A 26712-nucleotide genomic window follows, 5' to 3' on the forward strand; every position below is an offset into this window, starting at 1 on the left:
GAGATAAAACATGGACTTCCGTTCGGATACCGTCACTCAACCTACCCAAGCAATGCGACAAGCTATGGCTGACGCCCCTGTTGGGGATGATGTCTATGGTGACGATCCGACCGTAAATGAACTAGAGACATGGGCAGCAGAAAGGCATGGCTTCGAAGCGGCTCTTTTTACAAGTTCAGGAACACAGGCTAACTTACTTGGCTTAATGGCTCATTGTGAGCGAGGGGATGAATATTTGTGTGGTCAGCAGGCACACAACTACAAATATGAAGCTGGCGGTGCTGCAGTATTAGGCTCTATCCAGCCACAACCAATTGAAAATAATCCAGATGGCACGCTTGATTTTGACAAACTTAGAGCGGCAATTAAACCTGATGACAGTCACTTCGCTCGAACAAAATTACTAAGCCTTGAAAACACCATTAACGGAAAGGTGTTACCACTTTCCTATATGGCGGAAGCTCGCGAATTTTGTGACCACCACAAGCTTGGACTTCACTTAGATGGGGCGAGAGCATACAATGCTGCGGTTGCTCTTAATGTTGATATTAAAGAAATTGCTCAGTATTTTGACTCTATGACAGTATGTCTGTCTAAAGGGCTCGCTGCACCAATAGGCTCGCTGCTTATGGGAAGCAAGGAATTCATTGCAAAAGCGCGTCGTTTACGAAAAATGGTTGGTGGCGGGATGAGACAAGCAGGGATTCTGGCAGCTGCTGGTAAACTGGCACTCACTGAACAAGTCAGCCAGCTTGAGACTGACCACAAAAACGCAAAGACACTTGCAGTCAAACTCAATCAAATACCAGGCTTTCATGTCAACCCCGACTTTGTTCAAACTAATCTCGTGTTTGCTAAACTGGATTCCAATATTGACATATACACTATCGCTGAAAAGCTAAGAAGTGATGGCATTCTTATTAGCCCGGGTAACCCTGTCAGATTCGCCACTCACAAAGACATATCTGTAGACGGTATCAACGAGCTAGTAGAAAAGCTACAAACTCACTTATCTTAAATCAATAATAACTTGGCCCTCAGCAATGATGGGCCAAATTTTATTATACATTATTGTCACCGGATTAATAATTCATATCCATGTTTCACCTTTACCACACTGCCTGTCGTTATACTTTTCTAACCTAAATTAAATATCTCAAACAAAACACGGAATCTATTTTAAATTCTAAAATATTATGAACTCTTACTTACATATAAATAATAATGATCTTTATTATTTATACTATTGGTCTTACCCAATAAGATAGATGTGAAAAAAGCGGTTTTTTAAAAAGTTAAATATGAAACTTAAGATTCAAGTTCATGTTTATACCCAGTTTAGATTACTCATAATCTATTTATAGATAAATTCCTTATGCTTCTATTATTTAATGGATTATATAGATATTATATAAATAAAAAACAAATGCCATGCCTGCAGTTTATAACCTAGCACAATAAAACACAATTAATAATTAACTATCAAAATATAGATATATGAAATGATATAAGAAAAAACAGCGAATTTATTTAACATTGTCAGCAATGTTATTTTTCACCATCTGTTATTTTTACAAAATCAACGTAATTTGAAGCTTTAACTCTAAAAACGACAATCATAAAAAATTTCATAAATCCTAAAAAAATAATGAAATTTAATCCAAAACATATATCAATCGCACAAACAAAATACACCTTTGATCGTTAATAAAAATCAAAGCTAAATTTTAAGTGCCTGCCAATCGGAAGTATTCATCTGTATATATTTGTAGGCCGCTTAAAAGGTTTTGAAAAAAGGAAAAAGCAATGGATATTAGATTTAAATGCCGACGTCAGTTGAAAAATAGAAGAACCCCGCTTTCAACTATAATTGCCCTAACTCTTGGGACCGCTTGCCTAAATGTGCAAGCCGCACCATCTCCACCACAGCTTGACTGGAATATGACCAGTGTTAAAAACCAATCTTTCGTAGAAATCAATGGAGAACCCGGAAGACAGTCTTACAAGAAAACGGTTGTCAGACATGACAGTGTTTCCTTTCCTGTAGATTGGGATGTTTGGTACAACAGCGGGACTCCAGCAACGCAATGGCAAGTAAAACTCGACGATAAGGTCGTTTATACCGAGGCTATTAATGGGCCCCAAGGCTCTGCATTTTCAGGCACAACCACAGTTCAAGTCGACAAAGCTGGTCAATATGATATGACGGTTAATGTGTGTGATGCTAACGGCGATTGCTCTTCATCAGCCGTTCACAGAATTACAGTCACTGATACAGATGGTAGTGGTATGGATCCACTTACAATGGACGTTGACAGTAACAATCAATCTTTCCCACCTCAACCTGAGGGCACCGTAGTGGGCAGCTATTTTGTCGAGTGGAGTCAATACGAGCGAAACTTTACCGTGGATAACATACCAGCTGACAACCTCACCCATATTATCTACGGCTTCATTCCTATGTGTGGCCCAAATGCTTCACTTACTGATGGCGACGCTCAACGAGCTCTGCAACTAGCCTGTGGCGACTCAAAAGACTATGAGGTTGTGGTTCATGATCAATGGGGAGCACTAGGCTCGAGCCTACCAGGTACCAGCAATTCTTCAATTAAAGGTACTTATGGCCAGATGATGGCACTCAAACAACGTTATCCAGATCTTAAAATTTTACCTTCAATTGGAGGGTGGACATTATCCGACCCCTTCTATGGATTTACCGATAAAGCGAACCGTGACACCTTCGTTGCTTCAGTTAAAGAATTCCTTCTTACATGGAAATTCTATGATGGTGTTGACATAGACTGGGAGTTTCCCGGCGGCGATGGTGCAAACCCAGATTTAGGTAATCCAGAATTGGATGGACAGGCCTATATAGATCTGATGAAAGAACTGCGTGATATGCTGGATCAGTTATCAGCTCAAACTGGCAAAACTTATGAGCTAACTTCCGCTATTGGTGCTGGTTGGGACAAAATTGAAGATGTCGATTATTCTGACGCTCAGCAGTACATGGACTACATCTTCGTTATGTCATACGACTTTTATGGTGCTTGGGATAATAACTTGGGCCATCAAGCGGCTCTTGACTGTGGTTCACATATTTCCCAAGGACAGTGTGATGGGACAGAAGATCCTGAAGAAGGACCTGAATACACCACGCGCAACGCTTCAACTCTACTGCTGAAACAGGGTGTTTCAGCGAACAAACTTGTTTTGGGTGCAGCCATGTATGGACGTGGCTGGAAAGGTGTAACACGTGAAAGCATGACAGATCCAAGCAACCCAATCACAGGTACTGGTGATGGTGCTATCAATGGTAGCTGGGAGCCTGGTGTCATCGATTATAAAGATATTGTATCTGATTATATCGGACAACCAGGCGTAGAAACCTTCTACGACGCACAAGCTCAAGCTCCATATTTGTACAAAGAATCCACTGGAGAAGTGATTAGCTACGACAATACGGAATCTGTCGAAGCCAAAGCTGCTTATGCTCGTTCGAATGGATTTGCAGGATTATTCTCATGGGAAATTGATGGTGATAATGGTGATATTCTAAACGCCATGCAAAATGGGCTCCTCAATGGCGGTGAAGGTGTAAATCGTCCACCAGTGGCAAACGCTGGTGACGACATAGTTGTGTCGACAGCAGGTGTCGTTTCATTGGACGGCTCGCAATCTCATGATGCTGAGGGTGATGTTTCTTACTTGTGGGAACAAATTTCGGGGCCAATGTTAACTATCAATAATGCCACTAGCGCGGTAGCAACTATTTCTGTAGAAGATGATGCTTCAAATAACATATACAGCTTCAAATTGACGGTTACTGACCAAGATGGCGCGTCTGCTTACGATACGGTAAATGTTAGTGCGCAGTTTGGCTCTCAACCTGAGAATAGGCCACCAGAAGCTGTCATTTCTGGCCCTTCAGAAGCTGAATCAGGGCAACAAATCACACTAGATGCATCTGGTAGCTCAGACCCTGATGGTGATAGTCTCACTTTCGTTTGGTCATCCGAGGACGTCGATGTAAATGCTAACAACAGTTCTGCTAGCTTTGTTACACCTGAGTTTTCTCAAGATACCAATATATCTGTATCTGTAACCGTTTCGGATGGTTCAGGCACAGATACCGAAAGCGTTACTATTTTGGTGAAAGCCAAAGAAGATGGGGGCAACCCAGGTGATTATCCTCAGTATGTTGAAGGGACACCATATCAAGCCGGAGATAAGGTAACAAATGCCGGTGGGAATTATGAGTGTAAACCACATCCATATACTGGATGGTGCGCAGGTGCAGCATGGGCTTATGCGCCTGGCACAGGAACGTACTGGGACCAAGCTTGGACGAAAATCTAATCTATCCAGTAAGTAAAAAACCCCGCTGAGCGGGGTTTTTTAATCTAAGTATCTCTATTCTGAACAAAGATATTATGTCCTGTACAGTACTTTAACGACATGCCACCCAAACTTAGTCTTCACTATGTGAGGAACGAGTGTCTCTCCCTGAAAGCAAATTTTGTCAAATTGCGCAACCATCTGTCCGCGACGAAACTCGCCCAAGTCTCCTCCCTTCTTTCCTGAAGGGCAAGTAGAGTACTTTTTTGCCAAAGTCTGAAACTTTGCACCCTTTTTAAGCTGCTTAATTATGTCTTCAGCTTGTTCTTTGTGCTTTACCAGGATATGTAAAGCTGCGGCAGAGTTAGCCATGTACTGCTCTCGCTAAGTCATCACATCAAATTGACAAACATTGTAACTAAATGAAGTGAAAACACCACAGCAAAAGGTCAAAAAACGAACGGAAATTTAATTTATCACCTAAAGTATCCGCTCTAGATTGATAAGATTTATAAATGATATAACATCGACATGGGCAAATAGAAGAGACGAGTATTTCTGAATATGGCAAAAACAGTCAGTAAAGCAAATCAGTCACAAGGGATGTTGATGTTTACGCTTACCCACAGTAAACAACTTTTTGCTATTGGTACATTAAAAGTCCGCGAGATTGTACCGTATCAGCCAACTACCCAAATCCCGTATTCACACCACCATGTTATAGGTACAGTGACGATTCGTAATAACACAATTCCAGTTATTAATATGCCGGCTGCCATTGGGTTACGCCCCATTCAGCCTGAAGAGTATTCTTCATGCTATTTGATTGTAACGGATTGCTTGAGAACCGTTGTTGCCTTTATGGTTCGTTCTATTGAAAAAATAATCGAATGCAATTGGAAGTCGATTGAATCTTCACCTCAAGCAACGGGTAAAAATGTTTTCGTTACTGGTATTACACGATTTGAGGATCAAATTGTTCAGATGTTGGATGTTGAACTTCTATTATCAAAAATTTACCCTCAATACGAGTCTAATACTATACCTATGCTTACCGACATCGAGAGAGAGAGGTTAAAAGCATTGAAGATCCTTTTGGTAGACGACTCTTCAATTGCGCGAAAGCAGTTATCGGACGCTCTAGACAGTATTAATATTGGCTACCAAATTTGCAACAATGGGGTTGAAGCCCTCACTTTAATGCGAGAGCAAGCCAATAAAGACCAACCCATTCAGCTATTAGTGAGTGATATTGAAATGCCTGGCTTAGATGGCTATGAGCTCGCTTTCGAAGTTCAAAATGATCATGGTTTGAGCAAAGCCTATATCATACTGCATACCTCACTATCGAGTGAGATTTGTACAGACAGAGCACTTCAAGTTGGCGCACACGAAGCACTGGAAAAGTTTAATGCTGGCGACTTGATTGAGGCAATGCTTCGTGGCGCTGAGCTACTAGAAAGTAAGGATAAAGGTCAAGCAACTGAGTTGCTAGTTTAGTATGTGGATAATAGTGGCCTGCTAACTTATTAATATCCAAGCAACATTAATTTTTTATACATATTAACTCAAGCAGCCCATGCTGAAATCCGCTAATCTTATTTTATTGGGTAGTTAACGAAGAATATTAATCAGAAGATGCTAGACGACGATTTCAAAAAATCGACTGCTAACTTAAAAAAAGCTGTCCCACTCATGATGCAAAACCATGTGGCGGCAACGCCAGCTAATTATGCTTTGTGGTACACCTATGTTGATAATGCGATTCCTGAAATGAATCAGGAGTTGGATGATATTATCGAGAATTACGGATTGTGTCCGCCAGCAGCGGGAAAACAACTCTACGATAGCTTTGTAGCAAGTCGCTCTGAGACGGATATGAAGGAGTTGAAAGCCAATGTTGAAGTATTGGTCAACCAAGTGGCCTCCTCCATGACGGATACTCTTTCTGATACATCTCATTTTTCTGAAGTAATAGATAAAAGCTTTGAAAACCTGGAACGGTTTGAGGACCAAGCCATGTCTATTGAAGACGTAACTAAAGTCGTGCGTCACTTGATCTCCGAATCTAAAGAAATCAGAAACTCTACAAGTTTTTTAAACACTCAACTCGAAACGGCAGCAAATGAAATCCAAAGGCTCAAAGAACAGCTCGCAGAAGTGCAACAAGACGCTCTTTTTGATGGGTTGACAAGTTTATACAATAGGCGTTCTTTCGATAATGATATCAGTGTGCTGTGTGAAGCGGAACAGACTATGTGTCTGATACTCGCTGACATCGATCACTTCAAAAATCTTAATGACACTTATGGGCATCTCTTCGGGGATGCAGTGCTAAAAGGGATTGCTAAGCGATTCCAGCTCAGTAGTAGAGACGGTATTCATGCTTACCGATATGGTGGGGAAGAGTTTGCATTCATTGTACCAAATAAACAACTCCGAATTGCTAGGCAATTTGCAGACAGTTTGAGACGCTCCATAGAAAAGTTGTCGGTTAAAGATAGACGTTCAGGAGAATCCATAGGCAACATAACGTCTTCATTTGGTGTAGCTGAACTGCAACCTGGTGAATCCCCAGAGTCACTAATAGAAAGGGTGGATAAGCTTCTCTATGAGGCCAAACAGCTTGGACGCAACCGTGTAATGCCAATATAGAAATAAAGAATAGACACGTCATATCGGCTAGGCGTGTTGAGCCATAACTTATACCCGCTAGCTACATACGAAACCCCTACCCCGACTTAAAACCTTAAAATACATCAAAACAACCTCAATCCTGATAGAGTGTGAGACGCGCAAGATTTCACAAATTGTCTTGATTGTATCAGCTAAAAAAATTCAATATCTTCAACCGTCAGAAGTTATAGCATCAATGAGGTCTTTTAACACCTGATCAGCTTTATCATTTTCAATCTGACACGTTCCTGCAGCTTTGTGACCACCTCCTCCATATTTCAACATCAGCTCGCCAACATTTGTCTTAGAGCTCCTATCAAATATGGATTTTCCGGTCGCAAATACTGTATTTTTCTTCTGAAACCCCCACAGCTTGTGGATTGAAATATTACACTGGGGATAGAGCGCGTAGATCATAAAGCGGTTACCCGCATAAATTGTATCCTCGCCCGTAAGATCCAGTACGACTAGGTTATTATGAACCGTCGCACATCGCTGGATTTGCTGCTTGAACAAATCCTCATGCTCTTTATAGAGTTCTATGCGCTCTGCAACATCAGGATGCTCGAGAATTTCCTCAATGGTATGGGTCGTACAATAATCGATCAGGTCCATCATCAAATTGTAATTTGAGATCCTAAAGTTTTTGAAGCGTCCAAGCCCAGTTCTTGCGTCCATGAGAAAATTGAGTAGATTCCACCCTGTCGAGTCTAACACTTCATCTCGTGTGAACTGTGCTGAATCACCTTTATCGACCGCTTCCATCATACCCAACCAAGCTTGAGGAAAGACTTTCTCACCACCATAATACTCCCATACAACCCTCGCCGCAGAGGGGGCATTTGGATCAATAATATGATTGGGCCTTTCACCCGGATTACGAATGGTTTCAGAGAGGTGGTGGTCAAAAACAAGATGAGCATGCTTAACGTAAGGAAGGTTAGTCACAATATCTAGGGAAGTGATATCAACCAGCCCGTCTTGCATATCTTTAGGATGGACAAATTTTATATCGTCAATGAGACCGAGTTGCTTGAGCAGAACCGCGCATACTAACCCATCAAAGTCGCTACGCGTTACTAAACGATGTTTCTTTTCCGGCATCTGTAAATCCTTATCTCCCAGTGTTTAGACTAACGCACCAGCCAACACCAGCTTTAATATCCGACGAATAGAATGATGATTTTGTCTTACCTTTAGTTTAGACACCTTCGATCGTTTAACAAACTTACACTTGTTTTTTCCTCTCCTTTGATTCGAAGCGAAATACAAAATTCTCTCAAACATCATAATTGCACAGTGTTTTATTTTGACGCTATCATGACAACTGACATTACAATTACATTAAAATGTGAGTAATATCTCAAATAATTTCTTATTAACTGGTTGTCACTATGAAGCACAAGCAATCCACTTTTAACGAACACGACTTGGATGCACAAGTTAGTATTTCAGATAAGTCGAAAAAGATTCTATACAGGTCTTCGCTCAATGCCTTGGTGATACTTGCGATTGGGCTTTTGGTAAATTTAGCTATCCGTGTAGACTTTTCCATTTTAAAACATGGCTTAGGAGAAACATCGATCACTGAGGCGCTTCAATCGCTTATGCTGATAATATCCGCTAGTTCCTTCTTCCTTGTGATCCGCGAGCGTAAAGAGCTCAGTCATGCGGCAACATTAATTTTCGGTTTTTTAATCGTATTGACCATCAGAGAAATGGACGCTTGGTTTGACATGATCTTCCATGGAGCATGGGTGTACCCCGCTCTTCTTGTCACAATCGCAAGCTGTGCATATGGATTCAAGGGACACAAAAACACGATTAATCAAATGGCTACTATCCTGGACGTTCGCCACATGAATACCTTGATTGGTGGCGTCGTATTACTGGTCGTATTTTCGCGTTTGTATGGCATGGGAAGCTTCTGGCATAGCGTGATGCATGAATATTACATACGCGAAGTTAAAAACGTATCTGAAGAGGCGATGGAACTTCTGTGTTACTGCCTTATTGCTCTTGGCGCTGTCAAAACACGCTTAACTCTTAAAAATCAACCAGTTTAAAACGAGGGCACTGATTGTGCCCTTATCTTTTTTCCCTCTCAATTATTACCCGATTTTTCCATAATTCCTGTACAAAGCCTCTGTTTATCTATAGTGTCAACAAGGTTACCAAATTGTTAACTATATTTAACGAGAGTCTGGATAACAGACCATTTAAACAGGAAGTAAAGATATGCTGTCGATTTTTGATATCTTCAAAGTTGGAGTTGGGCCATCAAGCTCTCACACCAATGGGCCCATGGTAGCTGGCTACCATTTCACAGACCTGCTAAGCGAATCAATATCCAAAGTAGACAGAATCCAAGTCGACTTATACGGCTCATTGTCTCTTACGGGTAAGGGCCACCATACAGATCGTGCAATCATACTTGGTTTGATGGGTAATAAACCTGACACCATAAAAATGACCAGTGCCAAACAAGCACTGCAAGACACTTTTGAGAACCACACATTACTGTTAGCGAACAAAAAACAGCTCAGGTTTGAATATGAGAAAGACATTATTTTTCATACCACAAACCTCCCTCTGCACGAGAACGGTATGACTGTAACGGCCTATGATTCCTCTGGAACCCAACTCAAAATGGAGACCTACTACTCCATAGGTGGTGGGTTTATCCTCACTGCAGATGAACTGGAAAATGGCAGCTCAGACAAACCAGTAGAAGTACCTTTCCCATTCACTTCCGCTGAGCAAATGCTTGAAATGGCGGAGAGAAAGGGCCTTAGTTTAGGCGGTATGATACTGCAAAATGAAGTCTGCTTTTTCGACAAAAAAGAGATTGATCAGAAAGCAGAGCAAATCTGGAAAGTGATGTCTTTGTGTATGGTAAGGGGGTTCGAAACCGAGGGGATACTTGAGGGCGGCCTAGAGGTTACCCGAAGAGCGCCTAACTTACTCAAGAAACTTGAGGCCAATCAAGCCGTTGAAAATGATCCTATGGAAGTAATGGACTGGATAAACCTTTTCGCTTTCGCGGTCAGTGAAGAAAATGCTGCTGGAGGGCAAGTCGTAACCTCCCCTACCAATGGAGCTGCTGGTGTGATCCCCGCAGTACTAATGTATTACCATCGTTTTGTTAAAGCCCTAGATACCAAGCAAATCAAAGACTTTTTAGCCGTTGCTGGTGCCATTGGTATTTTATACAAAACTAATGCATCAATCTCAGGTGCTGAAGTCGGTTGCCAAGGGGAAATTGGTGTTTCTTCTTCAATGGCTGCGGCTGGTCTTACCGCACTACGCGGTGGAAGCAACGAGCAAATCTGTATTGCAGCAGAAATAGCAATGGAGCATTCATTAGGAATGACCTGCGACCCAATTGGTGGCCTGGTTCAAGTCCCTTGCATAGAGCGTAATGCGATGGGTGCGATGAAGGCTATCAATGCGTCAAGGATGGCATTGAAGAGAACCAGTAAGTGTCTCATATCGTTAGATAAGGTTATCGCTACTATGTATCAAACCGGTAAAGATATGAATAAAAAGTATCGTGAAACATCCCTTGGCGGGTTAGCTGTAATTCATATGTCTCCCCCTTGTGAGTAGGCGACGACAAACCATACAAAGCTTTACTGATACAGTGGGGCTTTTTAATCGCCACTTGAGTTAGGTTCAGTACGACCTATTTATTTCTATATTATCTATCTGATCAGGCTCACATTTATTGATATAAGCATTCATATTTGCTAGTTTTCCTGCTGATTGCTCACCGTTCATCGAGTTAACATATTGATAGGCCACAAACTATTTAAAGGCCTCGCTAACAAATATCATTATTGGGTACTTAAGGGCTCTAATGGCCAAACATGAAAGATTACTTACTCTACTGACTCTATTACGTTCAAAGCGCTATGCGGTAACGGCAAGTGAGCTTGCTCAAACCTTGTTGGTCAGTGAGCGCACCATATACCGGGATATAAAGTCATTGGTACACTCTGGAGTGCCAATAGCGGGCGAAGCGGGTATTGGCTATGTCTTAGAGCGTGGCTCCCATCTGCCTCCATTAATGTTCACCCAGCAAGAAATGATAGCATTGGAACTGGGAATGCGAATGGTTCGAAGTTTATCCGACAAAGAGCTTGCGGAAGCCTCTACGACTGCTTCTGCCAAAATCATGTCTGTGCTGCCCGATAAACTTAAAAAGCAGGTTGAGAATTTTCCAATGCGGGTACCTGATGTACATACAAAAAGACTCGCCACAAAATCCGCAAAAATATTACGCCATGCAATAAATGACCAGCACAAAGTCCAATTGACCTATACGACTGAAGCCAATGAACAGACAATACGAACCATTCAACCTTTGGGTCTGATATTCTGGGCATACTCTTGGACGTTGGTGTCGTGGTGTGAGCTCAGGAAGGGTTATCGCCAATTCAGGTTAGATAGAATGGATGAAATCCTTATTCTCGATGAGAGATTTGAGGTTTCAGAGAACAAAAACTTGGAGCACTATGTCAAGACACGTGCTCGCTAATGTTATTGTATAAATTTGATAATGACCGGGCTAATATTTGTTGCCATCTTACACCCGTTCATGTCCCCAAGAACATCGAACTCTACTTGTTCGGATACGTAAGGAGGACCTTCTTCAGTACTCATGTCTCTGACATGGAAGAAAACTTTTTGGGCTGGCAGATTCTTAGTTGAGATCAATCCATAGCCATGTTTCTCGTCCCATTGAACTATTACGCCTAACACAGTGCTACATCCTAGTAAATTAATTACAACACTTATACTCAAAACTATAGACTAGGGATCACAACATGTTAAGGAATGAGAATCTTTTTCAATTCCACAAGTGAGCTTACAATGTAGGTAGGCTCAAGGCCCTCTTCTTTATCTGCGTTATGCCTATTTAACCAACAGGTTTCGATACCGAAATTGATACCGCCTACAATATCAGATTGGAGCGTGTCCCCCACCATCAAAACCCTACTTTTACATGGATAATTCATTTTTCCCAGAGCATAATCGAAGATCTTTTTATCTGGTTTAGCAACCCCGACTTGTTCTGAAATAATTACTTGCTCAAAGAACTTCTTCAATCCTGTTTTTTCAAGCCGAACATCCTGTAACTCTTCAAAACCATTGGTAATGATCCCAAGCTTTGCTCGCTCAGATAAAGAGTCAATCAAATCTCGTGCTCCGGGCAATAAAGTACAAATGTCTGCCATGGCATTCAGAAAAGCACTATTTAACTCCATAGTTGTAGTACCAAGCTTTTCGGCCCACTGTAAAAATCGGGAGTGTTTAAGTTCATGGGCATCAATCTTACCATTCTGATAGTCTACCCATAGAGGTTTGTTGACCTCTTGGTATTGGTTGTAATCTGCTTGGGTAAAGTCCACACCTTTGCGCGAAAACATGAGTTGCATGCCTTTAAATGCATCAAAATGAAACAGTGTTTCATCTGCATCAAATAGTATCCAATCGTACTTCATTTTATTCTCCTCGATCTTCAGCAGGCATTGTAGATTGTTTTCCAATACATGATAATACTCTCATCAAGAAACTAATTGTTTACTTTTTCTCAACTAATGCATTCATATACGTCTATACCCGTTTTTATTGCTGTAGTCGAAAGCGGAAGCTTCTCGTTAGCCGCGAAGAAATTGTTGATTACTAAATCAGCGGTAAGTAAGCGCATAACTCTACTAGAAGAGGAGCTCGGATGTCGTTTACTTAATAGAACCACGCGAAAGCTGAGTCTTACCGAAGCAGGTCAGCAATATTATGACTATGCATCTCAATCTCTCGCACTGGCTGAGCAAGGGATCAATACCGTTATTGAACTACAAGGCAAGCCACGAGGTAAATTAAAAATAACAGTACCTATGTCATTTGGTGTAAACCATATTACGCCTTTTCTTGCTGAATTTATGACCAAATATCCCGACCTAGAGGTCGATATGGAACTTGAGGACAAAATGGTAGATTTGGTTCAAGGAGGCTTCGATCTAGGGATCCGAATTGGCCATTTACCGACATCAAACCTAGTTGCAAAGCGACTGACGATATGCCGAAGTATATTATGCGCTTCAAAACATTACCTTGAACACTATGGGGAGCCACAAAAGCCCAAGGATCTCAGTCAGCACAATTGCTTACGGTATGCTTATTTCAAAGGCGGGCAAAACTGGGAGTTTAAGAGCTCTGTAGGAGTCTCGAGTGTCTTACCACAGGGCAATTTGACGATAAACAATAGTGAAGCAATACGCAGAGTGTTACTTGACGGTCTCGGTATTGCGCAAATGCCAACATTTCTTATATCTAAAGATATTGTATCCGGAAACTTAAAGCCTATCATGACCAACTACTCCTTACCTATTCATGCAGTGTATGTTGTCTACCCTGAAAGAAAACACTTGCCACTCAAAGCTCGCGTTTTTATTGACTTTATGGTAGAAAAACTATGTCCGGATATCCCTTATTGGGATCAAGCTATATTTGACAGCTAATTGAAGTCAATTAGCGATCAATACGTACCAACTCGTAGCAGTGATATTCATTAATGATAAAAAGTGTCAAAAAGCTGTCTAGCGAATTCCAATTTCACTTAGATCGTGTAATCTGAATCCAGCTTATACCCATGTAAAAACTTAGGAGATAATAATGACAAAAGTGGCAGTAATTCTCAGTGGTTCCGGCGTTTACGATGGTGCAGAAATTCACGAATCGGTATTAGCCTTGCACGCACTTGAAAAACAAGGAGCGAGCTGGCATTGTTTTGCTCCCAATATTGAACAGCTACATGTGATTAATCACTTAACTGGCGAAGAAATGCCAGAAAAACGCAATGTCCTCACTGAAGCGGCTCGCATCGCCCGCGGGAATATTGAAGACGTAGCAAATCTAAAAGCTGACAACTTTGATGCATTGCTCGTCCCAGGAGGTTTTGGCGCTGCAAAGAATCTCACAGACTTTGCCGTTAATGGTGCCGAATGTAGCATAAATACCCATGTCAAATCCGCTTGCCGCGATTTCGCACAAGCGAACAAACCTGCGGGTTACTTGTGTATCGCTCCAACCATTATTCCTATGATCTACGATAATGGTGTCAAAGCTACAATTGGTAATGATGAAGGCACTGCTGCAGCGTATAACGCATTGGGCGGTCAGCATATCAACTGCCCTGTTGATGAAATCGTTTTTGACGAAGAACATAAAGTTCTGTCAACGCCAGCTTATATGTTAGCTTCAACAATAAGTGAAGCTGCAAGTGGTATAGAAAAGCTCGTCGAGAAGTTAGTTAAACTGGCTTAAATTAATATTTAGATGGGGTATTTTAGCCCCATCTATACATCACAAATCAAACTGCCATCTAAGATTCAATTTACAAAAACTTAATAAGAACGAGTCAGTAACCCTAAAACAGATTCACTAGACTCGCCAAAATACAAAGTTACTGATTTTGTCTCTTCCTGCGCAAAACTTCCATCCTGCACAATCCGTGTAGGTGAGACATATTGCTCGTTACCAAAATAGGCTTTTATTTGACTTGGCTTAAGTGACACACCACTACCAGAATGGTTTGTTATCGTGGCTTGCACCATGCGTTTACCACCTTGACTACTATAAATGTCGTATGACTCTAAACTGAAGTAGCTGTATGCAGGTTTATCTCGACTGCTTTTAGGCTCTGGAACATATTGTGAGCCATCAATAGTTCTTACATATTGCATACTATCTTGTGATTTTTGCTGTGACTTTTTAATTCCCTCAAGGCTATCTTCGATATTACTCAGGTCCACCTTATCGTCATTCCAAGACGCTAAACTCGTAAAAGAACTTAACAGTAATACCAAGGCACATAAATTACGGACCATCATTATTCACTCCATGGGTTGTGGTACGAAACGGGCAATCAGGCTATCACTTGCATTAATGATGTCAATGACACCTAAGTTAATATCATGTTAATTTGAAACTTCAATTAGGTTTCTAGGACTTTATATTAATAATTACAAACTGTTAGAATCAAACGACTAATAAATCACATCAACCACTAATGACATTGAGGGACGAAATTATGCCGACAGTCAGTATTATCGGATTGGGAAGCCTAGGTGGATTCGTGGCAGCAAGGAATTTTTAAACTTATTTGAATACCACGACATACCTCGCCCAGCGTTTGACATAACTAGACTTATATCCATACTGGACAACCCTTCATATAAGGGCAGTTACTTCAGTATGAAGGAGGACTACGACGAGGGAAGAAAAGTTGAATTCGACGCAGTATTCAAAGCGACTTGCGATCTCGCTGCTCTCTATAATATTCCATTTAGCAAAAGTTCGACCGTAAGCCGAAACATAGAAGATTTAATCGCTACACCAAGAACACTCTGAATGTGACGTGTTCGATATTCTTTTATACATACGACGTTGAATATTTCCTGACTATACCATTGCAACTACACTTCATTGGTTGAATGGAGGGATTTATGAACACACGTCTATTAACCTTAGCTGCTCTTTTATCGGCAAGCACAGCTATGGCAGGTGAGAACAAAATTTACAATGTAAATGGTCAAGAATATGAGGGGTACTGGGCAAAAACAAGCGAGAAAGCGCCACTGGTATTACTTATCCATGATTGGGATGGCCTCACGGACTATGAGAGAAAAAGAGCTAAAATGCTGAATGATTTAGGCTATAACGTCTTCGCAGCGGATCTTTTTGGTAAAGGTATTCGTCCTACAGAAGTGAAGGATAAAAAACAACATACAGGTGAGCTATACAAGGATCGAGAGAAGTTGAGAGCGTTAGTACTAGGCAGCTTAAATTATGCTACAAGTCTGGGTGCAGATTCAAATAATGTTGTAGTAATGGGATATTGCTTTGGCGGTGCAGCGACGCTTGAAGCTGCGCGTTCAGGTATGAAAGCGAAAGGTTTTGTCACCTTTCACGGCGGCCTGAAAACACCAAAGGGCCAATCATATAAAGATACCTCCGCGCCAATATTGGTGCTTCATGGTACTGCTGACAGCGCGATTACCATGGATCAGTTTGCAACCTTAGCCAATGAGCTCGAGAATGAAAACGTAGACCATGAAATGATCACTTACAGTGGTGCTCCGCATGCGTTCACTGTGTTCGATAGCGAACGCTATAGAGAAAAAGCGGACAAAAAGTCATGGCTGCGCTTTACCGAGTTTCTTGAATCTACCACTCAGTAGTCACCATATGCCCCATTAAGAACATCACGGGGCTTTAACGCCATGCTAAGGTGCAGAGTCTACTTCTGCGGGAAGATAATGCTTAGGCTCGAGCTTCAGCCACTCTGGTAACACAGTCCCTATAGAAATTGATGACCAAGTGCCCGAAAGAATGCCAATAAACATAGCAATAGCAAACCCTTCAAGTGCATTACCTCCCATGATCCATAAAGCGGTCACAGTAAGTAAGGTAGTACCTGACGTAACCATAGTCCGAGAAAACGTCGCTATCACCGCTTGATCATTAATGTCTTCTATCGGTGTTGACTGCTTTGCAACTAACAACTCTCGAATTCGGTCAGCAATGATGATTGAATCGTTGAGTGAGTAGCCCAAGATAGCCAAAATGGCGGCAAACACGGTTAAGTTAAATTCCATCTGAGTCAGTGCAAAAAAACCTAATACCAAGACGACATCATGAATAAGTGCGAGTAAAGAACCACTAGCCAACCTCCACTCAAAACGGAAGCACAAGTAGCCAAGAATACACATCATAGATATGAGTAATGCTAAACCACCTTGGTCAACCAGATCTTGACCGACTTGAGACCCAACCATACTGTTACTAATTACATCGACATTTTGCGAAATACCTGTCAATAATGTCGTTATATCAGGAGATTCCACACCTTCATCCGGCACTGGATAGCGTATAATCCAACGCCCCTCTTGGTCAGAGTGGGTTACCGAAGTAAATTCACCTAATTTAGGTTTAAGGTGCTCAAGTAAATCATTATTGCCCAAATTTTTATCCACTTGAACTTCTGTCACCATACCGCCGGTAAAATCAAGCCCCATATTTAAGCCTTTAGTTGCAAATGCAGCCAGAGACACAACCATTAAGGCGACTGAAACGAAGCTAGTAATATAACGAATTCGACGAATGTTATTCTTAAGATAGTGAACCATGATTACACCTTTACATTGCGGCGGCCATCACGACCCCAAACCAAATTAATGATCGCTCGTGAAGCAAAAATACCAGTAAACATACTGGTCAACAGACCCAAGCCTAACGTCAATGCGAAACCTTGAATTGGACCGTTGCCAATTGAATAAAGAACGACAGCTGTGATCATAGTGGTAATGTTGGCATCGAGTATTGTACTTAGTGCACTATCAAAACCTTGATCAATGGACTGAGCAAAAGTGCGGCCTTCTGCCATTTTGTCTTTTATTCTCTCAAATATCAGTACATTAGTATCTACGGCCATACCTACTGTCAAAACCAGCCCAGCAATTCCGGGCAAAGTGAGGACTGCACCGGGAAGTAAAGCAATAAGCCCCAATAAGCTTACCATGTTGATCACCAATGCCACATTGGCCACCCAGCCTAAGCGGCGATACCATAGAGCCATGAAAGTCAGAGTCATTGCCATTCCAAGAGCCAAGGCAGCAAAGCCATTCTCAATATTTTCAGCTCCTAAAGAGGCCCCTATCGTACGCTCTTCTACGATAGTCACAGGAGCAGTTAATGAACCTGCTCGCAGCAATAAAGCTAAATTTTGCGCTTCATCTAATGACCCTGCCCCTGTGATCCGAAACTGACTACCTAATTGAGACTGAATGGTTGCAACACTAATGACCTTCTCAGTCCTTTCTGTCTCGCCATTAGCATTAGTTGTGTACTCGCGATATACAGTTGCCATTGGCTTACCGATGTGCTTTCCAGAAAAATCACTCATTATCTTGCCACCAGCATGATCTAGAGAGATGTTCACTTCAGAAAAGCCCATCTTATCCATTCCAGCCCGAGCATTCACAATATGCTCGCCAGTGAGAACGGGACGCTTCGACAAAGTAACATCACGCCCACTATTGTCTTTTAAAACAATATCTCCATAAGACGATGGTTTTGAGCCTGATTTAGCTTCATGAAATGCAAGAGTGGCGGTCGCGCCAATCACATTCTTGGCTTGTGACGGATCTTGAACACCAGGAAGCTCAATGCGGATACTGTGCTCACCTTGACGCTGGACCATAGCTTCTGTAATACCCAGCTCTTCAATTCGATCACGCATAATTTTTAAGTTCTGCTTTATGGTCACCGATTGAAATTCCGACTTATTCTGGGCTGTTGGCTTCACAGCTAAGTGACCAGAATGGCGTTTAACATCCCAACCCGGATAGTTTTGGCGTATGTAATTAGCCGATTTTGTCAATGCGTCGCTGGAGTTACTCTTAAGGTCAAACCCATCGATACCAACCTGAGAGAGTTTCACTCCTCGCAAATGCTCTTGACGTAGCATATCTCTAATTTCATCGACAATGGTGTTGCGCTGCTCTTCAAATGCTTTATCTACATCAACATTAAGTAGAAATTGAACACCGCCTCGTAAATCTAAGCCAAGCTTTATTGGATTAAACCCAAGTTCACTCAACCATTTGGGTGCTACAGACACATAAGAAAAAGAAATAGAGTCTTGCTTACCAAGTAAAGTATTTAGCATTTCTCTCGCATGCGTTTGGTCTGTCTCATTATTGAATACGACAGTCGTTCCACCCTGCTCTTGACGAACTTCTTTAACGTGAATATTGTTTTGCTCAAAAAATCGATTCAGTTCTAGTGGATTATCTACAACCTTACTTTCATGTGACGTTGTCACTTTAATGGAGGGTTGCTCCCCATACCAAGTGGGTATTGCGCTTAATGTCAGGATGACGACTGTCACAATTAATACCGCATACTTCCATCCGGAATAGCGATTTATCACTCTAGATTGTTTTTTATTCGGGTGACTATTCTTCATATTGATATCTTGGTTATTTTTACTGAGCCAAAGTCATGCTTAAGCTATATAAGTTTGTATAGTCCGAGTGAACAATGCATTTTATAGAAATAAAAATATCAATAATGACAATGCATTGTGCTTTTATATGCTTCAAAAAAAGAAGCGTGAGACATCAGGAATAACTTCCTAGTTTAAATGGAATGATTATGAGAAGTGGCCATTAAGAGCAACATACAATGCGTTAGACTCTTTCCAGCCAGAAATTCGGTACTGAGAATGAAACCCTAACCAATGATTTATTGGACTGCTAGAAAAAAGTGTATCTGTAGTGATACTTAGGGATGATTTATCAAAACTGTCCCCGTCAAAAGGAAAATTTTGTTTAGTATCGTTACCATCTCGAGTAAATGAGCTTAGGCGTACAAACTGAGCGATTGCCAGCAGTTCTGCATCAACTCCAGACTTCGATACAGGTGTACTAGGCCCATCGATTTCTGATGACTTTGTGAATATTGGGCTCCTTCCTACCGAATCAACACTAGGATCGTAGCTGGTATTATGAGTAAGCGGTTGGTTCGCAGCATTTGTGCACTTTGTTAGATACGAAAATGCTTGCGATGGTAATGCCAAGGCAACCAATACAATCCAACAAAACGATGCAAAAAAGCGTTTAATCATTCACAAAACCAATAAAATGAAACCCTGATATTCTAATGTCTAGTGACATTACGGACAAATAAAAAAATCTAAAATGATGGACGTTAGCCTCTCGATTCCAATTGAAACATCAATTTAGGTAAAGAAAAATCAGTAAAACACCTGATCTATCGATAAAAGATTTCTCCCGTCCGAACATCTAGGTAAATCTTGTTAGCCTGTTTAATGCCTCCGCAATAGATAAAATACACATCTCGATATTTAAAAGTCAGTGAGCGTATCCATCCATTAGTTTCTTCAAAATCTTCTGGGGTGCATGTCTTTTCTTTTAGCAATTCATCTGAGATTTTCACAAACATTTCAAAATGCTGTTTGAAATCATCTGACTTTTCGATATAACTGCTTACGGTATTTACTCTCTCCTCCTTTGTGATTGTTGGGGCAATTTCAACTAAGGCTTCCATAGGAACCCACTCGGCAATTTCTTCACCACCTTCTTCATACACATAGTAACGAGAGATGCGACCCCAGCCATTTTTTTTCTCCAAAATATGCAGTTTCTCTCCTCGATAAACCAAGCTTTCGACAAAAGCGTCATACCTAGGTGCCTCTCTCACACCCAATTTATCCGGGCTTACATAGTAATCTGTTACTTCAGGTTCAGGGTGTCTATGCTCTTTTTGTTTACCAGTAATAGGTTTGGGAGGTTTCTTATTCCTTTCTCTCTCCGCTGCTGCTTCAGCATCTTGCTGCGGCTTAAAGTAAAAGATGTAATAGCCTCCCCCCGCGCAAGCTAGGCCAAGTAGCAGTACAACAAACATTAATATCTTTTTCATATAGGTTTGGCGTCTTTTCTATACTTAAATCATATTTCACCAATACTATAGCTAATATGATATTTAACAGGCTATATATCACTATAGCGGCAACTTTAGTGTTCACTTTACCAATGAAAAGCACAGCGAGTCACTGTGTTGAAACGACATGGAACAAAGCACTCATTTTGCAACAAGAGATCGAGGTCTGGTACAACGAAAAAGCTAGAAACTTCAATGATTTTTTAAATTCACATCGACAAACCACCCTCTTACACAAAAAATATACTCAAAATGAACTTGTCGCCTTGATTCAATCAAGTAGTGATGCTGAGCAAAAGCAGATTCGTCAGCAGCTCAAGAACTCTGAGCAAACTGTCGCTGTGCTCCAAGGCGAAGCCAAGCGAATAGGCGAGCAATCCGATCAGGTTAAGGTCGCCTACGCGAATTGGGCCAGTATATACGATCACTGTAACCAAGCTGGCTTGGCTATCAACAGTTCCTCAAGTCAACGCTATATGCAGCTCAATAAGGAAATACTCTCAGACACAAAAATTTTGCTCAGTAAATATAAATTTCTTATTGGCCTTTACAATCAGGAAGTTAAAGCGTTAAAAATGCATTAAGTGACTACAAGTTGAATTTTTCTATTAGTAACAGACAGTTAGACAACAACACCTGCCAGAAGAAGCAGAAAATTACTGAAAAAAGACACTTATATTTCTCAACACTCAAACAATCACAACAACTCAGATTATATCCATCCAATAGTTAGTTCGAACATTTTATAATCGCATGCAATTGTCGATAAAACTTTTCTATAATATTTGGACTTTGGAATGATAACTAACAATATTACTAATGCGCTTCTTAGCAGCATTGAGCATATTAACCCACAATTAGCATCAGAAAACGCTGAAGCTTATCTTGCAACAATTGAGAAAGCTCAAAGAGACCTTGAAAAAATAGACCCCGCCATCGCTTTGCTCGACAAACAACCAGCGGATTCCGAAGTTCTCGCCATGGTTGCCGCCCACCAAAAACAAGTCGTCCAATCTATGGTGAGTAGCAATCCTGAAGATGCGATTGCGTTGACTCTGGCTGCAAGTATTGAAGCTTACAGTAAACAATTAGAAGACATACAAGCATGGACTGAGGGCGGAAGTGCTGTTCTAGAACCAATGCTAGATATGATATACCAGTCTATCCTCGCAGACGGTGTTGATGGCACCGAATATGAAGACCTTATGCAGCTACTAGTGATAGATTTACTTATGCACTCTGATGAGTGGGGGTTAGACCTTACTGCTTTGCTTGGCGACGACTACGAAATCTATCTGGCACAAATTACAGAACACTTTGGAAGCGGTTTGCATGCACCATATGGCCAGTATGATGATTATCCGCCAAAAAAAATTATTAATTGGTTTTTGAATACACTAGTTCCCTCCTTAACTCCATTGGTTGGAAACCAAATCCCAGCTGATTCACTGACTGGCCAAATTCTCACATTTTACAATGACCCTAAGAATCGATTAGGACTAATAAACTGCGCTCGTCATTATTGGACAGATCCCAATGGTTTTATCAACGGCTCAGATGAACTAAGTTCTAAAAATTGTGAGAGACTGAGCCCAACATTAAAAATAATCATTCTTGCTGATGCAGCAGACAAAGGAACCATTACAGCAGAGCAATGGGACCAATTAATAATGGGTGATGTCAGCGATTTCGAAGAGTTATTGGGAATCTCTGATGGCGAACTGGGTCTCTACTTAATGGATATTGATGGATGGGCTCCAAGCAATGGAGCTTCTGGTAGTGGTGCTGGCGACCATGTAGAAACCGATCGTTATCCTGACTTTACCGAAAGCGCAGGAATCTACCCAGATGATCTCATTGAAGTTCTGGACACATTTCCAGGAAGAGACCTTACAGACGAAGAACTCGAAGAAATAAACCGAATCGGCGATCAGGTAAAAATGCTACAACAGACTCTTAAATACTGGTTACAAATATGCCGTGATGAGCAAATGGCCATCGCTCGTAACATCTAATGATTAACCCTTAGGTAGAGTGTCAGAAATTTCTTTTCTGATCCTCTATCTAGGCTTAACACATAGCGAGGAACACTGACTTTTTGTCAAACCATCAAATCTCGACATCTATAGTTCACAAACCAGCAGGGGCATATGTAAGTTATTCATTGATTCATAAAAACTCAGGTTAAATCCGTCTAACGACGTAGAAGACCATCTTATAATTGCACCAAGTCATCCTACTTTACCTCACTACTTCAGGAATTTTTTTGGAATGATAACCAACAATATTACTAATGCGCTTCTTGGCAGCATTGAGCATATTAACCCACAAGTAGCGCCTGAAAACGCTGAAGCTTATCTTGCAACAATTGAAAAAGCTCAAAGAGACCTTGAAAAAATAGACCCCGCCATCGCTTTGCTCGACAAACAGCCAGCAGATTCTGAAGTTTTGGCCATGGTGGCAGCCCACCAAAAACAAGTTGTCCAGTCTATGGTGAGTAGTAATCCCGAGGATGCGATTGCTCTAACATTAGCCTCTAGTATTGAGGCTTACAGCCAACAGTTAGAAATAATCTACGGTTGGACAAATGGCGGTGTCGAAATGTTTGAGTCGGCTTTGTGGCTAATGTTAGAGGGCATTGAAGAAGGTGGTGTCCAACCAGAAGAGCTTGAAGATCTTTTTCAGATCGCACTACTGGAAATAATGATTCACCCAGAAAAATACGGGCTCGAAGACTGGTATGCAGCGAACAAAGAAGACATCAGCCATATTCTCGAAAGCACTGGAAGCGGCAGCCATGGTTTACACGAAGAAGATTACAATACACCAGAAGAACTTGCTAAAGTCACCAAAAGCCTATACGAAGGCATTATGAATAACGCAACTATTCCGGAAGGCTCTTTACTGGATGAGGTTATGTCAGCATTAGAGGGTTTTGAGGATGCTGATGGTGCTACGGGTTCTGATGCTTTATATTCACAAATCAACGAGCACTACTATGATGACTATGGTTGGTGGACAGAGGGTACAGCTGACGATCTAAGCCCTATGCTACGCTTATTTCTTCTTAGTGAAGTGTTATCCAACAACCCTAAAATGTCACAAGAGGATGTTGAGCTGATATTAACGGGATCATTAACTGATATTGATGATCTAATTAAAAAGACGTTCGGCTCTGACTCCGCACTTGAGTTCTTGTGCGAAAACACAACTTGGCAAATTCAGACAGGATATAACTACTCAGATGGTAAAATAACTACCCAGATCGACTGGAAAGGTGATGGTATAGACAATAATGATTTGGTCGACCTTTATACCAACTTCAAGCCACGAGACCTAACCGATGAAGATATTGAGGAAATAAACCGAATCGGCGATCAGGTTAAAATGCTGCAACAGACTCTTAAATACTGGTTACAAATATGTCGTGATGAACAAATGGCCATCGCTCGTAACATCTAGTGATTAAGCCTTTGATAGAGTGTCAGAATTCTCTTTTCTGATCCTCTATCTAGGCTTAACACATAGCGAGGAACACTGATTTTTTGTCAAACCATCAAATCTCAACATCTATAGTTCACAAACCAACAGGTTCATATCTAAGTCATTCATAGATTCATAAAAACTCAGGTTAAATCCGTCTGACTACTTTGAAGGTCTCTTTATAATCGCAACAAGCAGCCCTACTCTACCTTACTACTTTAGGAATTTTGGAATGATAACCAACAATATTACTAACGCGCTTATAGGCAGCATGGAGCATACAAACCCACAGGTAGCTCCAGAGAATGTTGAAGCCTATCTTGCAACAATTGAGAAAGCCCAAAGCGACCTTGAGAAAATAGACCCCTCGATTGCTTTGCTCGACAAACAGCCAGCAGATTCTGAAGTTTTGGCCATGGTGGCAGCCCACCAAAAACAAGTTGTCCAGTCTATGGTGAGTAGTAATCCCGAGGATGCGATTGCATTAGCACTCGCTGCAAGTATCGAAGCATACAGTGCACAACTTGAAGCAATAGAACAACAAACTAAGGGCCTAGGTGCATTTGAAGATGCCATGAAAGTCATGTGGGAAGATATATCCCAAACATCTCCATTAACGGGATACGCCTTAGAAGACGCTTTTCAACTTGTTCTTATGGACGTATTAATCCATGCCGATGAGTACAACTTATCTACTAAAGACATGAATACACTACAACGCTTTATGGAATGTGGTGGTTCAGGAATGCATGGTTCTCACGAACATTATAATGGCGATGACTTTGCCAACGATATCGCTAGCTTATTTAACAGTATTTACAACCAAGCGCCACCTGATAGCCTTGCATATACAATTACTCGTTCTATGCAAAGTCAGTCAAATTGTCCTGAGGCTTTAGTAAAGCAATTTGAAAACGGCTGGGGGGATTTGAACCAATGGTATGACGACTGGAATAATGGCGTAGGTGAAGTTTCTCCATTAATGCGTATGGCATTACTCTCTAGTGTACTAGCTGATGAGTCTATAGAACTCACCACTGAAGAATATAACATGTTTCTTACAGGTAGCTTGTCTGATATTGATGCCTTTATGACAGATAAATATGGTAAAAATACCATTACTTACATCAATAGTGACCTTGATGGCTGGAACTACCACTATGATACTAGTCCAGACGAAAACGAAGGTTACGGTATGAATTTCTGGTCTTCAGAAGGCGTCACGGTAGATTACTTCGCAGAACTGTCCAAAAATCTACCTGCTCGGCCTCTCACCGATGAAGAACTAAAAGAAATTAACCGAATCGGTGACCAAGTAAAAATGCTACAGCAAACGCTAAAATACTGGCTTCAAATATGCCGCGATGAGCAAATGGCCATTGCACGCAATATTTAGCACGAAAAACCAACTGGATAAATCGCAATAAAAAAGGCCTGAAGTACTGGGGGAAGTGTCGCTTCAGGCCGCTTAAAATTAACTTAGGCTGTCACATTTAGCAGCACAAATAAAATCGTTACGATGCAGCCCTTTTATGGCATGGCTCCACCAGGTTACCGTTACCTTACCCCACTCCAAAAGTATCGCTGGGTGGTGAAATTCATCTTCAGCAAGCTGTGCGATATTGTTTGAAAAATCCCATGCAAGTTGAAAATTCTTGAATTTATATACTTTTTCTAACTGAGGAATATCATCACGGATGATAATTTGCCAGTTATCCAGCTCCGTCAGCAAAAGCCTCTGCTCTTCTTGTGTTAATGCGATCGACTCGGGGCTGCACGCTTCACAGCGCAATTCATTAAGCATGTTGTTTTTCCTTTGGTTCAAATAGTGGGGACAGTAATCCAGCCTTCATAGCCCTATGGACGTGAGACATTAAGTCCTCTTGGCTGAGTTGATAAAGCTGTTCGATGTTGTTCAGATAGAAGTACGCTGGCTGCATAATGTCAATACGATAAGGTGTACGAAGAACAGTATGAATATCAAATACTTCCCTTACCGGTTTCTCGTCATTCAGCGCATATACTGTTTCTCCGGGCGAGGATAGAATACCTCCACCATAGATTTTAAAATCTTCACCTTCCTTAACCAAGCCAAATTCAACAGTAAACCAGTAGAGCCTGGCTAGATAAACTCGTTCTTTGCTGTCAGCATCACGCCCCAATTCGCCATAGGTCTGAGTAAAACGAGCAAACTCTGGATTAGTCAACATCGCACAATGGCCAAATATTTCATGAAAGAAGTCAGGCTCCTGTAGATAGTCAAACTCTTCTCTTGAGCGTAAGAAAGTCGCTACGGGGAACTTTTTGTCTGCCAACAAAGCAAAAAAGCGATCAAAGTTTATTAGAGCCGGGACAGGTTCGACTGCCCATCCTGTCTCTCTTTGTAAAACACGATTGATTTCTGGCAATTGAGGGACTCTATCGACAGGTAAGTCCAACAACTCCAAACCACGTAAATATTCTTTACAGGCGCTATCATTTACCAGCGATAGTTGGCGTGAAACTAAGTCATGCCAAATCTGGTCTTCTTCTCGGCTCCAATCCACAAGCCCTTGATTATTAATAGGTTTAGAAACGTAATCACTCATGGCAACGCTCTTTAACAAGTCCTTTACATAAAGCCTATCGCCTGACTAAATCGGTGACAATCGACGCTCATAGATCCTCCAGATAGAGCCGTGTAAC

26 protein-coding genes are annotated in these 26712 nt (G+C 41.3%); 15 read left to right on the forward strand and 11 right to left on the reverse strand.

Annotation, left to right across the window (positions count from 1 at the left end; translation table 11 throughout):
* The first annotated feature begins 10 nt into the window (after nt 1–10).
* Nucleotides 11–1018, forward strand: a complete 1008-nt coding sequence (gene ltaE / locus DPF90_RS00535) for a low-specificity L-threonine aldolase (RefSeq protein WP_114783585.1) — start codon at nt 11–13, stop codon at nt 1016–1018.
* Nucleotides 1019–1806: 788 nt separating this feature from the next.
* On the forward strand, nt 1807–4359 hold the full coding sequence (locus DPF90_RS00540) for a glycosyl hydrolase family 18 protein (RefSeq protein ID WP_114783587.1): 2553 nt from the start codon (nt 1807–1809) through the stop codon (nt 4357–4359).
* Nucleotides 4360–4431: 72 nt separating this feature from the next.
* Here DPF90_RS00540 and DPF90_RS00545 read toward each other — a convergent pair whose 3' ends face one another.
* Nucleotides 4432–4710: a peptidylprolyl isomerase gene (locus DPF90_RS00545; protein ID WP_114783589.1), complete on the reverse strand. Its 279-nt coding sequence runs from the start codon at nt 4708–4710 to the stop codon at nt 4432–4434.
* Between the two features lie 192 nt (nt 4711–4902).
* Here DPF90_RS00545 and DPF90_RS00550 point away from each other — a divergent pair, with 192 nt between their 5' ends.
* Together DPF90_RS00550 and DPF90_RS00555 are read left to right on the forward strand one after the other, a co-directional pair.
* Nucleotides 4903–5838, forward strand: coding sequence for a chemotaxis protein (locus DPF90_RS00550; RefSeq protein WP_114783591.1), 936 nt, complete (start codon nt 4903–4905; stop codon nt 5836–5838).
* 138 nt (nt 5839–5976) lie between these two features.
* The gene (locus DPF90_RS00555) at nt 5977–6993 is read left to right on the forward strand and encodes a GGDEF domain-containing protein (protein WP_114783593.1); all 1017 of its coding nucleotides are present in this window, start codon (nt 5977–5979) and stop codon (nt 6991–6993) included.
* A 192-nt stretch (nt 6994–7185) separates the two neighbouring features.
* Here the strand turns inward: DPF90_RS00555 and DPF90_RS00560 are convergent, their stop codons facing one another.
* The gene (locus tag DPF90_RS00560) at nt 7186–8118 is read right to left on the reverse strand and encodes a DHH family phosphoesterase (protein ID WP_114783595.1); all 933 of its coding nucleotides are present in this window, start codon (nt 8116–8118) and stop codon (nt 7186–7188) included.
* 290 nt (nt 8119–8408) lie between these two features.
* Between DPF90_RS00560 and DPF90_RS00565 the strand changes: the two genes are divergently transcribed.
* From DPF90_RS00565 to DPF90_RS00575, 3 genes are all read left to right on the forward strand, one after another.
* On the forward strand, nt 8409–9080 hold the full coding sequence (locus DPF90_RS00565; RefSeq protein WP_114783597.1) for a hypothetical protein: 672 nt from the start codon (nt 8409–8411) through the stop codon (nt 9078–9080).
* Between the two features lie 172 nt (nt 9081–9252).
* Nucleotides 9253–10623, forward strand: coding sequence for an L-serine ammonia-lyase (locus tag DPF90_RS00570; protein ID WP_114783599.1), 1371 nt, complete (start codon nt 9253–9255; stop codon nt 10621–10623).
* Between the two features lie 250 nt (nt 10624–10873).
* Nucleotides 10874–11554, forward strand: a complete 681-nt coding sequence (locus DPF90_RS00575) for a helix-turn-helix transcriptional regulator (protein ID WP_114783601.1) — start codon at nt 10874–10876, stop codon at nt 11552–11554.
* Nucleotides 11555–11556: 2 nt separating this feature from the next.
* Here the strand turns inward: DPF90_RS00575 and DPF90_RS00580 are convergent, their stop codons facing one another.
* Both DPF90_RS00580 and yjjG read right to left on the reverse strand, forming a co-directional pair.
* A complete protein-coding gene (locus DPF90_RS00580; protein WP_240314428.1) occupies nt 11557–11778 on the reverse strand; it encodes a cold shock domain-containing protein in 222 nt (73 codons plus the stop codon).
* Between the two features lie 68 nt (nt 11779–11846).
* Nucleotides 11847–12521: a pyrimidine 5'-nucleotidase gene (yjjG, locus tag DPF90_RS00585; RefSeq protein ID WP_114783603.1), complete on the reverse strand. Its 675-nt coding sequence runs from the start codon at nt 12519–12521 to the stop codon at nt 11847–11849.
* A gap of 96 nt (nt 12522–12617) precedes the next feature.
* Here yjjG and DPF90_RS00590 point away from each other — a divergent pair, with 96 nt between their 5' ends.
* Both DPF90_RS00590 and elbB read left to right on the forward strand, forming a co-directional pair.
* Nucleotides 12618–13538, forward strand: coding sequence for a LysR family transcriptional regulator (locus DPF90_RS00590; protein ID WP_114783605.1), 921 nt, complete (start codon nt 12618–12620; stop codon nt 13536–13538).
* A gap of 154 nt (nt 13539–13692) precedes the next feature.
* A complete protein-coding gene (elbB, locus tag DPF90_RS00595) occupies nt 13693–14343 on the forward strand; it encodes an isoprenoid biosynthesis glyoxalase ElbB (protein WP_114783607.1) in 651 nt (216 codons plus the stop codon).
* A gap of 80 nt (nt 14344–14423) precedes the next feature.
* On the opposite strand, the gene DPF90_RS00600 is transcribed toward elbB, so the two are convergent.
* On the reverse strand, nt 14424–14909 hold the full coding sequence (locus DPF90_RS00600; RefSeq protein WP_114783609.1) for a hypothetical protein: 486 nt from the start codon (nt 14907–14909) through the stop codon (nt 14424–14426).
* A gap of 364 nt (nt 14910–15273) precedes the next feature.
* Between DPF90_RS00600 and DPF90_RS20220 the strand changes: the two genes are divergently transcribed.
* The gene (locus DPF90_RS20220; RefSeq protein WP_162813961.1) at nt 15274–15429 is read left to right on the forward strand and encodes a hypothetical protein; all 156 of its coding nucleotides are present in this window, start codon (nt 15274–15276) and stop codon (nt 15427–15429) included.
* 95 nt (nt 15430–15524) lie between these two features.
* Nucleotides 15525–16259, forward strand: a complete 735-nt coding sequence (locus DPF90_RS00605; RefSeq protein ID WP_114783611.1) for a dienelactone hydrolase family protein — start codon at nt 15525–15527, stop codon at nt 16257–16259.
* 45 nt (nt 16260–16304) lie between these two features.
* Here DPF90_RS00605 and secF read toward each other — a convergent pair whose 3' ends face one another.
* From secF to DPF90_RS00625, 4 genes are all read right to left on the reverse strand, one after another.
* Nucleotides 16305–17207, reverse strand: a complete 903-nt coding sequence (gene secF, locus DPF90_RS00610) for a protein translocase subunit SecF (protein ID WP_114783613.1) — start codon at nt 17205–17207, stop codon at nt 16305–16307.
* A 2-nt stretch (nt 17208–17209) separates the two neighbouring features.
* Complete coding sequence (secD, locus tag DPF90_RS00615) at nt 17210–19048, reverse strand: protein translocase subunit SecD (RefSeq protein ID WP_114783615.1); 1839 nt, start codon at nt 19046–19048, stop codon at nt 17210–17212.
* A gap of 186 nt (nt 19049–19234) precedes the next feature.
* A complete protein-coding gene (locus DPF90_RS00620) occupies nt 19235–19708 on the reverse strand; it encodes a hypothetical protein (RefSeq protein WP_114783617.1) in 474 nt (157 codons plus the stop codon).
* 146 nt (nt 19709–19854) lie between these two features.
* Entirely contained in the window at nt 19855–20523 is a 669-nt protein-coding gene (locus DPF90_RS00625; protein WP_240314429.1) for a flagellar basal body-associated FliL family protein, read from the reverse strand.
* 113 nt (nt 20524–20636) lie between these two features.
* Between DPF90_RS00625 and DPF90_RS00630 the strand changes: the two genes are divergently transcribed.
* The 4 genes from DPF90_RS00630 (at nt 20637) to DPF90_RS00645 (ending at nt 25423) form a co-directional block, all read left to right on the forward strand.
* Nucleotides 20637–21128: a hypothetical protein gene (locus DPF90_RS00630; protein ID WP_114783621.1), complete on the forward strand. Its 492-nt coding sequence runs from the start codon at nt 20637–20639 to the stop codon at nt 21126–21128.
* A 213-nt stretch (nt 21129–21341) separates the two neighbouring features.
* A complete protein-coding gene (locus tag DPF90_RS00635) occupies nt 21342–22559 on the forward strand; it encodes a hypothetical protein (RefSeq protein ID WP_114783623.1) in 1218 nt (405 codons plus the stop codon).
* Nucleotides 22560–22815: 256 nt separating this feature from the next.
* A complete protein-coding gene (locus DPF90_RS00640; RefSeq protein WP_205395140.1) occupies nt 22816–24006 on the forward strand; it encodes a hypothetical protein in 1191 nt (396 codons plus the stop codon).
* A 253-nt stretch (nt 24007–24259) separates the two neighbouring features.
* On the forward strand, nt 24260–25423 hold the full coding sequence (locus DPF90_RS00645) for a hypothetical protein (RefSeq protein ID WP_114783625.1): 1164 nt from the start codon (nt 24260–24262) through the stop codon (nt 25421–25423).
* Between the two features lie 78 nt (nt 25424–25501).
* On the opposite strand, the gene DPF90_RS00650 is transcribed toward DPF90_RS00645, so the two are convergent.
* Nucleotides 25502–25831: a 4a-hydroxytetrahydrobiopterin dehydratase gene (locus DPF90_RS00650; protein WP_114783627.1), complete on the reverse strand. Its 330-nt coding sequence runs from the start codon at nt 25829–25831 to the stop codon at nt 25502–25504.
* Nucleotides 25824–26615 carry a phenylalanine 4-monooxygenase gene (gene phhA, locus DPF90_RS00655; RefSeq protein ID WP_114783629.1) on the reverse strand — a complete coding sequence of 264 codons (792 nt, stop codon included), beginning with the start codon at nt 26613–26615 and terminating at the stop codon, nt 25824–25826. Before phhA ends, DPF90_RS00650 begins: the two co-directional genes overlap by 8 nt.
* Nucleotides 26616–26712 lie beyond the last annotated feature (97 nt).

Origin of the sequence: Vibrio tetraodonis, assembly GCF_003350295.1 — a bacterium.
GTDB classification, from domain to species: Bacteria; Pseudomonadota; Gammaproteobacteria; order Enterobacterales; family Vibrionaceae; genus Vibrio; species Vibrio tetraodonis.